Source organism: Streptomyces sp. NPDC058637, assembly GCF_042717325.1.
Lineage (GTDB): Bacteria > Actinomycetota > Actinomycetes > Streptomycetales > Streptomycetaceae > Streptomyces.
This window is the reverse complement of record NZ_JBHXRD010000004.1, coordinates 1-13,143: the sequence shown is the minus strand read 5'-3', so window position 1 is coordinate 13,143 and position 13,143 is coordinate 1. Positions and strand designations below refer to the sequence as shown.

Here is a 13,143-nt window from a genome sequence, read left to right as displayed (position 1 = left end):
CCGAGTATGGCCTCGCGTCCCACCCCCCACCAGGCATTTTCATGGCCCGGTCGGCTCTCGCATCGCGGCCAGTCCGGCGATCTCGGACGGGCCGACCCGGCAGCAGCCCCCGACCAGCCGTGCCCCGGCCCGCTGCCAGTCCCGCACCCGCCCCGGATCGAAGGTGCCCTGCCCGGTCCATCCCCGTCGCTCCGCGTCCCACTCCTCGCCGCTGTTCGGATAGACGACCACGGGTTTCCCCGCCACGGCCGCCGCCACCTCCACCGCACGGTCCGCTTCGGCGGGATCGCAGCAGTTGACCCCGACGGCCACGACCTGGTCGGCTCCGGCCGCCACGGCGAACGCCTCCTCCAGCGGCTGTCCGGCCCTGGTCCGGTCCCCGGCCACGGTGTACGAGAGCCAGACGGGCACCTGGAATTCCCGGACCACCCGCAGCAGCGCCTCGGCCTCGTCGATGTCGGGCACCGTCTCCAGGGCGAGCACATCGGGGTCCGCCGCCACCAGTGCCTCCACCCTGGGCCGGTGGAAGCGCTCCAGCTCCCGGCCGGTCAGCCCGTAGCGGCCTCGGTACTCGCTGCCGTCCGCGAGCATCGCCCCGTACGGGCCGACCGACGCGGCGACCCAGATCTCCCGCCCGGTCACCGCGCCGGCCCGGCGGGCCAGTCCCACGCTGCCGGCGATCAGCTCCGCTGCCCGGTCCCGCCCGATGCCTCGCCGCCCGAATCCCTCGAATGTCGCCTGGTAGCTGGCGGTGATGAGCACCTGTGCGCCCGCCCTCACATAGGCCGTGTGGGCGGCCTCGATCTGTTCCGGCGCGTCGGCCAGGAGCCGGGCCGACCACAGCGCGTCGGACAGATCGCACCCCTGCGCCCTCAGCTGGTTGGAGAGACCGCCGTCCAGCACGACGGTCCCCTCGGCGAGCGCGTCACCGAGCGGACGGCCGGGCGGGACGCCGGGGTTTCGGACGGATCGCACAGCAGCTCCTGTCTTCACGACGGCCGAACCCGGGTCGGCTCGGCCCGAGTCGGTTCGGGTCGGTGCGGTGCAGCGCACCGCGATTCTGCTCAGCTCAACTGGGACTGGACCTGCGACGAGATGAGTTCCAGATGCTCCAGGTCATCCAGGTCCAGGACCTGGAGGTAGACCCGGGACGCGCCGATCGCGGCGTACCGGCCGATCTTGTCGACCACCTCGTCGGGTGAGCCCGCCAGCCCGTTCGCCTTCAGGTCCTCCACGTCCCGGCCGATGGCGGACGCGCGCCGGGCGACCTCCGCGTCGGTCCGGCCGACGCAGACCACCAGGGCGTTGGAGTACACCAGGTCCTCCGGTGCCCGGCCGACCGCCCTCGCCGCCTCCCTGACCCGGCCGAACTGCTTCTCGCTGTCCTCGATCGACGCGAAGGGGATGTTGAACTCGTCCGCGTACCGTGCGGCCAGCCGCGGGGTACGGACCGCGCCGTGCCCGCCGATCAGGACCGGCACCTTGGCCTGGGCCGGCTTGGGCAGTGCGGGCGAGTCGGTCAGCTGGTAGTACGTGCCGTCGTAACTGAAGGTCTTGCCGGTCTCGGTCTCCCACAGGCCGGTGACGATCGCCAGCTGCTCCTCCAGGCGGCCGAACTTCTCCTTCGGGAACGGAATGCCGTACGCCTTGTGCTCCTCCTCGAACCAGCCCGCGCCCAGGCCCAGCTCGATCCGGCCGCCCGACATCTGGTCGACCTGCGCCACCTGGATGGCCAGCACGCCGGGCAGGCGGAAGGTGCCCGCCGTCATGAGTGTGCCGAGGCGGATCCGCTTCGTCTCACGGGCGAGTCCGGCCAGCGTGATCCAGGCGTCGGTCGGGCCGGGCAGCCCGTCCCCGGCGCCCATGCGCAGATAGTGGTCGGACCGGTAGAAGGCGTCGAAGCCCAGGTCCTCGGTGGCCTTGGCGACGGTGAGCAGGGTGTCGTAGCTCGCCCCTTGCTGGGGCTCGGTGAAGATTCGAAGATCCATGCCTCCATCCTGCACCTTCGGATCCGCCGTCCCCATCCGCTCACGACGGACCGGGCACGAACCCCGCCGGTCCGCGGATCACCCCGTACGGACCTTCACGCTCCTGGTCGGGTTCGCGCTCGCGCTCCTGCTCCGCCAGCCGTCTCAGCATGCCGTGCACCCGGTCCACCGACTCGTCGACCGCGTCTATCGCCTCGATGCACTGCCAGTAGAGCCCCTCCTCCTCCGTGCCGCAGGCGACACCGACCAGGGCGATCCCCGCGTCGCCCAGCAGCCGGGCGAGCGCATCCAAAGCCCGTGGCAACACGGCCACTTCGGAGAGCTGGGCCGCCCGGACGCCGCCCGCCGCGACCAACGGGTGGTCGAGCACCGCGGCACCGGGACCGCCGATCTCACCGAGGCCGCGCGCCTCCGTGCGTAACTCCGCCGGCCCGCACCGCACCAGCTGCCCGCCGACCGCACGGGCGAGCGCCTGCGCCTGCCACGCCTCCGCCATGACGGCCGGCGCTCCCCGGCTCTCCGCCAGCGCCCGCCGACCCGCCTCGATCAGCCGCTCCGCTTCCATGTGACTCCCCCGTCGCCGAGACCATCCGTACGAAACCCACTCACCTCATTCATTACCCACAGTGAGGTGAGCGGCACCGTAAAGCCAGAGGAAATCGGAAATCTGTGGACAGGAAATCGATTGTGGATAAGTCGATCACTCCGAAGAGTGACGATCCGGTGAATCGGAGCGGTCAGGCACCGGAAAGCGCGTCTCATTCCGTTCGATCTTCGCGGCCAGCGCGACCAGCGCGTCGACGCCCAACACCTCGCAGAACTGCAGCAGATAGGCCAGGACGTCCGCGACCTCGTCCGCCACGCGATGCGCCGTGCCGGGGTCCTCCATCACCCGCGCCGACTGTTCCGGCGTCAGCCACTGGAAGATCTCCACGAGTTCGGACGCCTCGACGCTCAGCGCGACAGCCAGGTTCTTCGGGGTGTGGAAGGGCTCCCAGTCCCGTGCCGCCGCGAATTCGGCCAGCCGCCGCTGCAGTCCCGCTACATCCAGTTCCGTCACGGTGCCAGGTCTACCACTGTCACGCCCTCCGTCCCACGGGCGGACGCCGCGGTCGCCTCCGTGACCGTCGCCAGCAGACGCATGTGCCCGGACGCGCAGATCGACGCGGCCAGCGCGAGCAGCTCCCCCGCCTGCCGGACGTCCAGGCTCCGGTCGAACCCGTCGGCCAGTACGGTGAGCGCCTGCATCGCCGAAGGCACCTCCGCCGCCGGGTCAACGACCAGGACATGAGGGCCCGTCAGCAAAACGAGGGCGAAGGCCAGATAGCGGAGCTCACCGTCACCGAGGCGCCCCAGGGGGGTGCTGTGCCCCGGCCCGCGTTCGGTCCTGGCCTGCACCGTGCCGTCCCCGAGCCGCTCGACGGTCAGCCCGGTCACCTGCCCCGCGCACCCCGTGCGCGCGCTGGCGACCAGCCGGGCGTGCCGCTGCGCGCACTGACTGTGGGTTCGGTACAGCACCTCGGCGAGGTTGTCGCAGCTGGACGTCAGCCGCCCTTCACCGACCGGCACCGTCGCCCGCATCCCGCGCGGCTGCGGATCGCAGACGAAGGCCGACCGCAGGGCCACCACCACCTGCTCGGCGGCGGCCAGCACCCGCAGCTCCCCGTCCGTCGTGCCCGCCACCCGCAGCGGCAGCAGCGCCGTGCCGAGCCGGTCGTCGGGGAACGGGGCCCGGGTCACGGCGACCGCCCCCGCGGTGTGCCAGGCCGCCTGGACGGCCGACCGGCCCGGATCCCGCAACGCCGTGCTCAGCAGGGTCTCGGCGCCGTCCGACAGCCGCTCACCGACGATGCGGAGGGTGGGCTCGGCCTGGACGGCCAGGTCCAGCCGCACCGGCCCGGCCGGTCCCTCCACCGTGCAGCCCAGCCTGAATCCCCGGCGGCCCTGCGCGTCGGCCCCGGCCCGTTCGGGCACCCAGGCCGCCGGATCGGGGAACACGTCCTCCAGCGGGTCACCGGCGGCCAGCCGCGCCAACGCCTCGTACGCGCGCAGGGCGGTCGACTTACCGGTTCCGCTGACCCCCGCGAGCAGGGTGAGCGGGCCGAGCGGGATCACGGCACGGCGGTGCGAGGCGAAGGCGGCGAGCCGGAGTTCACTGACGACGGGACAGGCGGGTCGGGCGGGGCGGACAGGGCCGGCGGGACCCGCGAGGCGGTCCGCGCGACCGGACGGCGTCGTGGTGCTCCCCGTGGAGATCACAGTCATGAGCGGACCGTACGCACGCCCCCGACCGGCGAACCGTTCCGCCCGCACAACCTTCCTACGATTGAGGTACGCCCGCCGCCGTGACCCCCTCGACCTCCATGCCCCCCGGGGCGAGCAGGAAGACGTTGCGGTCGACCCGGTGCATCCCGCTGCCGAGCCCGAAGACCACGCCGCTGCTGAAGTCCAGGATCCGCTTGGCCACGTCGTTCTCGGCCCCGGTCAGGTCGAGCAGGACCGGAATCTGCGCCACCAGGTACTCGGCCACCTCGCGGGCGTCCGCGAACACCTGGACCCGCAGGACGACCAGACGGCGCTGCTCGGCGCTCTCCTGCGCCGGGGCCGCGCGGTGGTCGACCCGGGACGGCCATTCGTTACGCCCCCTCAGGGGTACGACCTGGGCGAGCCCTTCCCACTGTTCGTCGGTGGCGTCATACCTGTCGTACCTGTCGTACCTGCTCACAGAACCACCCCGTCCGTATGCCGGTTGGCTGTGCGCCGGCTGCGCTCGCTGTCCATGGGGCAATTCTCTCGCCCCTCACCCGTTCGGCGTACCACCGACACGGACCGGAGCATGATCGGCATCCTGCCGCGCGCGGCGGACGTCCTGTTCGGGGAGCGTGTCGAGCGGGGTGAAACGGACCGGAAGGTGGGCCGGGGCGCGGTGGAACGGTCCGGGCCGCCAGACCAGGTCGGCGGCGTCGACGGCCAGTTCCAGGTCGCAGAGCTGGCTGGTGAGCTGCTCGATCGCGGTGATCGCCATCAGCAGGGCGGGCTGCTTCGCCGGGCAGCGGTGCGGCCCGGTCGACCAGGCGAGATGGGCGCCCTCGCCGGACCGCGCGGCGGAGTCCGAACCCGCGGAAAGCGACTGTGTGTTGGCCGCGGCGAAGGAGACCAGGAGGAGCTGCCCCGCCCGCAGCGCCACCCCGTGGAACTCGGTGTCGTGCCGGGGGTAGTGCGCCCCGAGGTTGGCGATCGGCGGGTCGCGCCACAGCACCTCGGCGATCGCGTCCTGCGCGGTCGTCGCACCGCCGTGCAGGGAGCCGGAGCCCCCGTACCGGGTGTCGCCGAGCATGCGCAGCAGCGCGTTGCCTATCAGGTTGGTCGTCGGGTCGTGGCCCGCGCTGAAGATGAGTGTGATCTGACGCACGGCCTCGTCGTCGTCGAGGCCGGCCGGATGTTCGAGCAGATAGGTGGTCAGGTCGCGGCCGGGCCTGGCCCGGCGGTCCGCGACGAGGCCGGTGACGACCCCGACCAGGTCGGCGTACGCGGCTGCCGCGCCCCCGGCCGGATCCATCATGCCCGCGACGCCCAGGACGATCCGCCGGCTGTCCTGCGGTGCCACGCCGAAGGCCGCCGTGAAGACGTGCAGGGGAAGCCTGCGGGCGTACTGGGCGATGAGGTCACCGGTGCCGGTGGCCGAGAACTCGCCGATGAGCTGCTGGGCGACCCGGGAGACCTCGGCCCGCAGCAGGTGCGGTTCGATGAGGCCCAGGGTGTCGTTGATGGCGTCGCGGTAACGGGCGTGGACGGCGCCGTCGGTGAACAGCGCGGTGGGCCGGTGGCCGAGCACCGGCAGGACGGGTGAGTCGGCGGGCACGCCCGCCTGCCAGGCGCGCGGGTCCTTGGTGAAGGTGTCGGTGTCGCGCAGCAGGTCGACGGCCGCCTGGTAGTCCGTGACGAGCATCGCGTCGATCCCCGGGGCGACACGGACCCGGGCCAGCGGCCCCTGGTCCCGCAGCCTGCGGTAGTGACCGTGCGGATCGGCGGCGAAGTCGGGGCCGTACAGGGCGAGCGGCTCGTGGGGCGAGGGCGCGGACAGGGTCATGACGGGTCCTGGGACGGGGGCAGGCAGGTCAGCGCGTGCTCGGCGAGGGCGATCAGGGCATCGATGCTGCCGCGTCGCTCGCGTGCGTCGCACTGCACCAGCGGGGTCCGTGGGTCGAGGTCGAGGTGCTTGCGCAGCACCTCGTCCGTGTGGGCGGGGGCGTCGGGGAAGTGGTTCACGGCGACGGCGTACGGCAGGCCCTGTTCCTCGACCATGTCCATGACGGAGAAGGAGTCCTCCAGACGGCGGGTGTCGACCATGACGAGGGCGCCGAGCGCGCCGCGCGCGATGTCCGCCCAGAGCGGGAAGAAGCGTTCCTGCCCGGGGGTGCCGAACATGTACAGCACCAGGTCGTCCTGGACGGTCAGCCGGCCGAAGTCGACGGCTACCGTGGTCGTGGTCTTCTCCGGAAGGCCGGCGGTGTCGTCGAGTCCCGTGCTGGACTGCGTCATCGCCTCTTCCGTGTGCAGGGTCGGGATCTCCGACAGCGTACGGATCAGGGTCGTCTTGCCCACGCCGAAGGGACCCGTGACGACGAGTTTCATCAGGGTCTCGGCGGCACTCGGCAGATAGCCGATGCCGCCCCGGTCAGTGGAGGGAACGGAGTCCAACGAGCAGCCTCTCGACGAGCGACCGGTCGATCTCACCGGCACTGGGTATCGGTGGTCGAGCGTGCAGATGTCCGGCGGCCACGAGGTCCGTGGCCAGGAAGACCGTGGCGCTGACCGGCAGGTCCAGGTGCGCGGCGCACTCGACGACGGTGAGGGCTCCCGGTTCCAGGAGTTCACACAGTCTGCGCTGCTCCGCACCGGTGTCCGGCGGCAGTTGCCCATCCGTACGGATGAGCACGGCGAGCCGGTCGAGCGCGGGGCCGGTGGGGGTGGTTCTGCCACCGGTGACGAGGTACGCGGGAATCAGGCGGCGCCCTGGGCCGGGGGTCATGGCCGGGCGGCACCGTCCGGTTGGCGGGTGGGGGCGTGCATCGCCCGGGTCAGCGCGGTGACCTGCACCTGCATCTGGTAGGCGATGTTCCCCAGGTGCGCGTCGGGGGCCGCGAACAGGGCCAGGGTGGTGTTCCTGCCCGCGGGTACGACGATGGCGAAGCCCAGGTCGGACTCCACGACCGTCTGGGCCAGGCGGGGCGACTCGGCCTCCGTGAATGCGGTGGTGAAGGCGCGGGCCGACGCGTGCAGGGTGGCCGTCATCGCCGCGACCCGCTCGGCGGACGCGCGGTCCAGGCCGGGCGAGGCGCCTTCGACGAGACCGTCACCGGTGGCGACCACGGCGTGCTGCACACCGGGGAGCTCCAGCAGCGGGGTCAGCACCCAGGCGAGGTCACCGGTGGTGGGGGTGGTGCTCACGTCTCGTCTCCTTGGTCGTCCGATGAAGATGCCGGGGGCGTGGGGACGCCTCCGCCGGGCGCGTCCCCGCCCGGTGCCTTCCTGCCGCTGAGGGTGCCTTCCTGAAGGGCCGCCCAGGAGGCCCCGGCCTGTTCGGGCGTACGGTCCACGGGCTCGTCGGCCTCCTCGCGGGAGGCGGCCGGAGCTGCTGCGGGTGCCCGGCGGGTCCTGCGGCGCCGGCTGGGAAGCCCTGCGACGGGACCGGCCGGTACGTCGTCCGGCGGGGGCTCGGTCGCGGCGGGACCGGCCGTCCCCTCGGGCTCGGGAGTCCCTGAACCGCCGCTCCGGGGGACCTCCGTACCGGCGGGTGCGACACCGCGCGCGTGCACGGGCTGCGGCGCGAGCACGGACAGGGTTCGGTCGTCGTCCATCACCGTCAGCAGATGGGCCGGGATACGGAGCATCGCGCGCATGCCCCCGTACGGGGAGGACTCGATGTGGCAGCTGAAGCCGTACCGTGCGACGAGCCGCCCCACCACGGCGAATCCGGTCTGCGGCGGATCCCCCAGCTCGGTGAGCAGCACCTCGTCGGGTCCGGCCAGGAGCGCGCGGGCCCGTTTGAGGGCGTCGCCGTCCATGCCGATGCCGGCGTCGTCGACCAGGACCAGGGCGCCGCGCCCCGCGGTCTGCTGGACCGTCACCGGTACCTCGGTGTCCGGGTGCGAGTACGCGGCGGCGTTGGCCAGCAGCTCCGCGAGCGCGATCGCGAAGGGTTCGGCGGCCCGGGCGACCAGGGCGAGGCGTTCCTGGCGCAGATGGTTGGCGACCTTGATCCGCTCGTACCCCGCGACCCTGGACTGGGCGCCGAGCACGACCTCGACGAGCGAGGAGTTCTGCCGGGCGAGTCCGGGCCAGGCGTCGCAGAGCACGGCGGTGGCCTGCGTGCGGCGCAGGGCCAGCTCGTTGCGGAAGTCGAGCTGCAGGATCCGTGGGTCGTCGTACTCGTGCTGAAGTTCCTGCAGCAGGTGCTGGGATTGGTTGAGCAGCGACTGGATCTTGGCCGAGGTTCCGCGCATGGCCGACCTGGCCGCCGCGTCGACCCGTCGGCGTTCCTCCAGGACAGCCGTGCCGGCGGCCTGTACGGCCTCCGTCAGCAGGCGTGCGGCCTCGCCCTCGATGCCGGCGGCCTCCCGCAGGCCGGGCACGGGTGCGGCCCGGTGCGAGAGTGCGGTCGCCGCGGCGGGGATCCGCTTCTCGCCGAGCTGGCGTATCTCCTCGGTGAGGGCGAGCGTGCGGGCCTCGGCCGCCTTCAGCTGGCGGTCGGTCAGCTCGGCGCGGGCCGCGGCCCCGTAGGCGTCCTTCCGGGCCCGGTCGGTCTGTACGGTGGCCCATATCGCCGCCACGAAGGCGACCAGGGCGACGATCCATCCCAGCACGGCGTCACCGCGTCTCTGTTGTCGGGCACGGTGTGCACACCGCGGGGCGGCGGGGTGTCCGTCTGTCGCTCCGGTCAGCCGTCACTCCGGTCCACCGCCCGTACAGGACGCCTCGGTCTCCTGCGCGAACGCCGCGACCTCGGACATCACCCGCAGGACACCGGGGAGCGCCGAGCCGTCGAGGTGCCGGTATTCGCTGCCGATGGTCACCACCAGCCGTTCGGGCAGTCCCAGTGCGGGGTAGCGCCCCTCCCGGACCACCCGGCGGGCCGCCTCGGGTACCGGCACACCTGCCGCGTGGAGGGCATGGGCGCGCTCGCGCACGTAGGAGAGGTAGCCGATGTGGTCCCGTACCCCGTCCGGGCCGAGCACCGGGCCGTGGCCGGGCACGATCACCTCGGCGCCGGTGGCCAGTACGCGCTCGCAGGCGTCGATGACGTTGTCCAGCGGGCCGGCCCAGTGCACCGGGTGGTCCCCCGGCTGCTCCGGGGTGGAGGAGAAGATGACGTCGCCGCTGAACACCGTGCGCTGTGTGGGCAGGTACACGATCAAGTCACCCGTGGTGTGCGCGGGCGGCAGGGCCGACACCTGGACCGCGTAGTCGCCCAGGGTCAGTTCGAGCTCTCCGGTGAAGTACGTCGTCGGGTGCACCGGCTCGGTGGCCGACCAGTCGAAGTCCCCGAAGTGTCGGCCCAGGTAGGCACCGAGGGGGGTGGCCGGATCTCCGTCGGCCACCAGGGCGTGCTGCTGCCGCGGGGTGGGTTCGTAGTGCATGTGCTCCTTGGCCTCCCGGGTCGCGATGATCTCCGCGTCCGGCAGCACCCCGGCACCCCAGAAGTGGTCCCCGTTGGCGTGCGTGACGATCACCCGGTCGACGTTCACGCCGTCGGGCAGCAGCTTCTCGCTCTCGACCAGGAACTGTCCGGCCAGCAAGGGGTCGTACGGGGTGTCGATCCACAGCGCGCCGCGCGGTGACACGAGGAGCCCGCAGTTGGCCAGCCCCCAGCCCCGCCTGGGCGGCAGCCAGGCGTACAGGTCCGTGCGGAGGTCGACGATGGCCCCACCCGTGATCGACATGGGGCGATTATGCCGACCACGATCCGGCCGCGCGTTCGAACTCAGCCAACTCATGTGGCCATTGACGTGAAATCGCCCCTCACTTCAGCCCCCCGTCGCACGGGGGTGACCGTCCGGGGTCGTCACGGCGCACTCACAGAGAGGGCTTTCCGGACAATGACGAGATATCACCCGCCCGAACCGAGCCACACGACAGATACCCGCACGGAAGCGACGGAACCCCACCACGCCGACTACCCGCTGAGCATGGCTGAAAACAGTCGCCCCTGTGACGCTCAAGACGTGAGTCGAATGCTTGTTCTTGCTCGATTGACCCATGTAACATGCAGAATTGAGCAAACAGGTGCCGATTTCACCCAGCCAGCCCAGGTGCGAACAGCAGCGGAAGCGGAGTGCGGACATGTCCCATGTCGAAACCGAGACAGCCGGCCAGCCCGAGTGCTGGCGTCGCGCCGCGGAGGTCGCCGCCGACCGGTCCGAGGTCCTGCCCGCCACGGGTGAGCGCATCGCCGTCGTCGGCTGCGGTACGTCGTACTACATGGCTCAGGCCTACGCCTCGCTCCGCGAGGGGTCCGGGCAGGGCGAGTCGGACGCCTTCGCCGCGTCGGAGTTCCCCGTCGGCCGCTCGTACGACCGGGTCGTGGCCCTGACCCGGTCGGGCACCACGACCGAGGTGCTCGACCTGCTGACCCGGCTGCGGGGCACCACCCGCACGGTCGCGGTGACGGCGGACCCGCGGACGGCCGTGATGGCGGCGGCCGACGAGGTGGTCGTCCTGGACTTCGCCGACGAACGGTCCGTCGTGCAGACGCGGTTCGCCACGACCGCGCTCACCCTGTTCCGCGCCCATCTCGGGCTGCACACCGAGGACGTCGTACGGGACGCGGAGGCCGCGCTGGCGGAACCGCTGCCCGAAGGGCTGCTGGAATGCGCCCAGTTCAGCTTCCTGGGCCGGGGCTGGACGGTCGGGCTCGCCAACGAGGCGGCGCTGAAGATGAAGGAGGCGTCCCTGTCCTGGACCGAGTCCTATCCGGCGATGGAGTACCGCCACGGCCCCATCAGCATCGCCACGGCCGGGACGGCGACCTGGATGTTCGGCCCCGCGCCCAAGGGTCTCGCGGAGCAGGTGCGGGCGACCGGCGCCCGCTGGGTGGAGAGCGGCCTGGACCCGCTGGCCGACCTGGTCCGGGTCCAGCGGCTGGCGATCGCCCGCGCGGCGGCCCGTGGCCTCGACCCGGACCTCCCCCGCCATCTCACCCGGTCGGTGGTGCTCGACGGGGCCACCGCCGGCTGAGCGCACGGCGAAGCCGTGCCGTGTGCCGGGGTTCACCCGCCCGGCACACGGCACGCCACGGCGCCGTATCCCGGATCAGTCCTCTTCGAAGTAGGCGTCCAGCGCCGCGTCGAGGTCCGCCGCCCACTCCTTGAGACTGCTCCGGGCCTCCGCCTCGACCTCGGCGTTGAACCACCGGCGGCTCGACACGTGCACCGTGACGGTGAACCGGCGCCCGAAGCGGGCCGTCTTGACCTCGACGGCGCCGATCTCGGCCCAGTCGAACTCCGCCTCCTGGTCGTCCAGCGTGAACCGGACACCGTCCCGGTCCACCCTGATGGATCCGCGCCGGTCGCTGACCTCGAAGACAGGGCCGTCCGCCTCCTCGGCGCCACCCTCGCGCGACGCGGAGGTGGCGGGCTCCTCCTCGGCGTCCGGCGTCGCGTCCGCCTTCTCGGCATCCCGCACCGCGTCCGCCCCGGCGTCGTCGGCCGCAGCCGTCACGTCGTCCCCGACGGTCGCGCCGGACACCTCGGCGTCCTCCGGCGCCTTCTCCGCTTGCCCCTCCGTCCGCGCGGGTGCAGGGGCCGTCAGGCCGGGGATGTACGCCGGGTCTGTGCCCGCGGCGAACTCGGGTTTCGTGTTGGAATCTATACGCTGCTCCACGGCGGGCAGTATGGTCGACGAACCTGTACGTGACCAGTCGCCCCGGTGCCGGACCGGGAGGCACAGCGGCGGAATCTACCGGAACGTGACGGCATTGCGCCGGGCCCGGCCGGCGAAGGTACCCGGCGCGCGGCCCGGTACCCGCTCGATGTCGGGGCTGACGCGCCGCTCCGCCGGGGTGGGATCGCCGAGGATCGCGAGGGTGGTCCCGGCCACCGGCTCGGGCATGAACGCCGGCATCTGCGCACGGGCCTGCTCCCGGGTCTGCTCGACGAAGCGGACCGGCTCGCCGAGCGCCTACCCGATCGCCGCGGCCCGTTCCCGGGGCGTGGTGAGGGCGGGGCCGGTCCGCTCGTAGGCCTTCCCGGCGTGCCCGTCCCGCACAGGGCCCGCGCGTCGGCGCCGTCGAACACGTCACGCAGGCCATCCGGCTCGGTGAGGTCCGCCCGCCGGTGGCGGACACCGTCCGGAAGGGCCGCGTCCGGCATCCCTCGGGACACCGCCGTCACCCGCTCGCCCGCCCCTGCCGGCGCCCGCACGAGGGGCCGGCCGACGTTCCCCGTTGCATTCGTTACGACGATCATGAACAACTCCCCTGTCGCACCGCGTGGTTGCCCCCGCCGATACGGCGGGAACGTCGCAGGAGGGTGCCCCCCGCTCCGAACCGGGGACGCTGACACCGTCGGTATGGCAGGTACCTACAGGAAAGTGACTGTGCCGAAGGGAACTCGCGTGGCCGATCCGGCAGCCCCCACGGTCTCCCCGGCAGGGGGCCACGCGCAGGGCGATCCCGAGCAGGCCTGCCCCATCTCCCCGGTCGTGGACATCCCTTCAGCCGGTGGACGACACCGTTACCCTGGGCCACCTGCACGCCTACGGCCGCCAGCGGTTCGGCGAGCTGGAGCGGCGCATCGCCCGGATCACCCCGAAGGTGCTCACCCAGCGGCTGCGGCAGCTGGAGCGCGACGGCCTGGTCGTGCGCACGAATCAAGCGGAGATCCCGCCCCGGGTCGGGTACGAGATCAGTGAGCTCGGCCGCAGTCCCGCGCCGCTGTCCGCCCACCTGTCGGAATGGGCCACCGCCGACCTGGGCGAGGTGGAGCGGTCCCGGCACGACCACGACGCCGCCCCGACCCGGTAGCGCGAGAAAGCGGCCGAGGCGGCGCGGCACGTCGGGCCCTCACCCGCGGCGAACTCGTACTCCGTGTCGGTGACTGACCGCCACCACGCCGGAAACGGCCGACGGGTGGTGCGGGTTCTTCCGAACCCGCAC

14 protein-coding genes and 2 pseudogenes are annotated in these 13,143 nt (G+C 72.4%); 2 read left to right on the top strand and 14 right to left on the bottom strand.

Features of this window, described 5'->3' with window-relative positions:
- Positions 1–39: 39 nt before the first annotated feature.
- From mmuM to ACFWVP_RS05045, 12 genes are all read right to left on the bottom strand, one after another.
- A complete protein-coding gene (gene mmuM, locus ACFWVP_RS05100) occupies positions 40–975 on the bottom strand; it encodes a homocysteine S-methyltransferase (RefSeq protein WP_384493699.1) in 936 nt (311 codons plus the stop codon).
- An 89-nt stretch (positions 976–1,064) separates the two neighbouring features.
- Positions 1,065–1,988: an LLM class F420-dependent oxidoreductase gene (locus ACFWVP_RS05095; RefSeq protein ID WP_384493697.1), complete on the bottom strand. Its 924-nt coding sequence runs from the start codon at positions 1,986–1,988 to the stop codon at positions 1,065–1,067.
- Positions 1,989–2,028: 40 nt separating this feature from the next.
- The gene (locus ACFWVP_RS05090) at positions 2,029–2,553 is read right to left on the bottom strand and encodes a DUF6099 family protein (protein ID WP_384493696.1); all 525 of its coding nucleotides are present in this window, start codon (positions 2,551–2,553) and stop codon (positions 2,029–2,031) included.
- A gap of 135 nt (positions 2,554–2,688) precedes the next feature.
- Entirely contained in the window at positions 2,689–3,048 is a 360-nt protein-coding gene (locus ACFWVP_RS05085; RefSeq protein WP_384493694.1) for a nucleotide pyrophosphohydrolase, read from the bottom strand.
- On the bottom strand, positions 3,045–4,301 hold the full coding sequence (locus ACFWVP_RS05080) for an AAA family ATPase (RefSeq protein WP_384493692.1): 1,257 nt from the start codon (positions 4,299–4,301) through the stop codon (positions 3,045–3,047). The genes ACFWVP_RS05085 and ACFWVP_RS05080 overlap by 4 nt, the downstream gene beginning before the upstream one ends.
- A gap of 7 nt (positions 4,302–4,308) precedes the next feature.
- A complete protein-coding gene (locus ACFWVP_RS05075) occupies positions 4,309–4,713 on the bottom strand; it encodes a cell division protein SepF (protein ID WP_384493691.1) in 405 nt (134 codons plus the stop codon).
- Positions 4,714–4,788: 75 nt separating this feature from the next.
- Positions 4,789–6,078 (bottom strand): cytochrome P450, encoded by a 1,290-nt coding sequence (locus tag ACFWVP_RS05070; protein ID WP_384493689.1) that lies wholly within the window; start codon positions 6,076–6,078, stop codon positions 4,789–4,791.
- Positions 6,075–6,689 carry an ATP/GTP-binding protein gene (locus tag ACFWVP_RS05065; RefSeq protein WP_384493687.1) on the bottom strand — a complete coding sequence of 205 codons (615 nt, stop codon included), beginning with the start codon at positions 6,687–6,689 and terminating at the stop codon, positions 6,075–6,077. The genes ACFWVP_RS05070 and ACFWVP_RS05065 overlap by 4 nt, the downstream gene beginning before the upstream one ends.
- Complete coding sequence (locus ACFWVP_RS05060) at positions 6,667–7,020, bottom strand: DUF742 domain-containing protein (RefSeq protein WP_384493685.1); 354 nt, start codon at positions 7,018–7,020, stop codon at positions 6,667–6,669. The genes ACFWVP_RS05065 and ACFWVP_RS05060 overlap by 23 nt, the downstream gene beginning before the upstream one ends.
- Positions 7,017–7,439, bottom strand: coding sequence for a roadblock/LC7 domain-containing protein (locus tag ACFWVP_RS05055; protein ID WP_384493683.1), 423 nt, complete (start codon positions 7,437–7,439; stop codon positions 7,017–7,019). Before ACFWVP_RS05055 ends, ACFWVP_RS05060 begins: the two co-directional genes overlap by 4 nt.
- On the bottom strand, positions 7,436–8,854 hold the full coding sequence (locus ACFWVP_RS05050) for an ATP-binding protein (protein WP_384493681.1): 1,419 nt from the start codon (positions 8,852–8,854) through the stop codon (positions 7,436–7,438). Before ACFWVP_RS05050 ends, ACFWVP_RS05055 begins: the two co-directional genes overlap by 4 nt.
- Positions 8,855–8,935: 81 nt before the next feature.
- Positions 8,936–9,931 (bottom strand): MBL fold metallo-hydrolase, encoded by a 996-nt coding sequence (locus ACFWVP_RS05045; protein WP_384493679.1) that lies wholly within the window; start codon positions 9,929–9,931, stop codon positions 8,936–8,938.
- Positions 9,932–10,331: 400 nt separating this feature from the next.
- On the opposite strand from ACFWVP_RS05045, the gene ACFWVP_RS05040 reads away from it, so the two are divergent.
- On the top strand, positions 10,332–11,225 hold the full coding sequence (locus ACFWVP_RS05040; RefSeq protein WP_384493678.1) for an SIS domain-containing protein: 894 nt from the start codon (positions 10,332–10,334) through the stop codon (positions 11,223–11,225).
- A 75-nt stretch (positions 11,226–11,300) separates the two neighbouring features.
- Here ACFWVP_RS05040 and ACFWVP_RS05035 read toward each other — a convergent pair whose 3' ends face one another.
- Both ACFWVP_RS05035 and ACFWVP_RS05030 read right to left on the bottom strand, forming a co-directional pair.
- Entirely contained in the window at positions 11,301–11,870 is a 570-nt protein-coding gene (locus ACFWVP_RS05035; RefSeq protein ID WP_384493676.1) for a hypothetical protein, read from the bottom strand.
- Between the two features lie 75 nt (positions 11,871–11,945).
- A pseudogene (locus ACFWVP_RS05030) lies at positions 11,946–12,454 on the bottom strand (hypothetical protein).
- Positions 12,455–12,557: 103 nt separating this feature from the next.
- Between ACFWVP_RS05030 and ACFWVP_RS05025 the strand changes: the two are divergent.
- Positions 12,558–13,011 (top strand): annotated as a pseudogene (locus ACFWVP_RS05025) (winged helix-turn-helix transcriptional regulator).
- Positions 13,012–13,143 lie beyond the last annotated feature (132 nt).

Excerpts from the sequence above, each read along its gene's own strand:
- ACFWVP_RS05060 (WP_384493685.1), bottom strand. The coding sequence starts at position 7,020 with ATGACCCCCGGCCCAGGGCGCCGCCTGATTCCCGCGTACCTCGTCACC.
- ACFWVP_RS05045 (WP_384493679.1), bottom strand. The coding sequence starts at position 9,931 with ATGTCGATCACGGGTGGGGCCATCGTCGACCTCCGCACGGACCTGTAC.
- ACFWVP_RS05040 (WP_384493678.1), top strand. The coding sequence starts at position 10,332 with ATGTCCCATGTCGAAACCGAGACAGCCGGCCAGCCCGAGTGCTGGCGT.
- ACFWVP_RS05095 (WP_384493697.1), bottom strand. The coding sequence starts at position 1,988 with ATGGATCTTCGAATCTTCACCGAGCCCCAGCAAGGGGCGAGCTACGAC.
- ACFWVP_RS05090 (WP_384493696.1), bottom strand. The coding sequence starts at position 2,553 with ATGGAAGCGGAGCGGCTGATCGAGGCGGGTCGGCGGGCGCTGGCGGAG.
- ACFWVP_RS05070 (WP_384493689.1), bottom strand. The coding sequence starts at position 6,078 with ATGACCCTGTCCGCGCCCTCGCCCCACGAGCCGCTCGCCCTGTACGGC.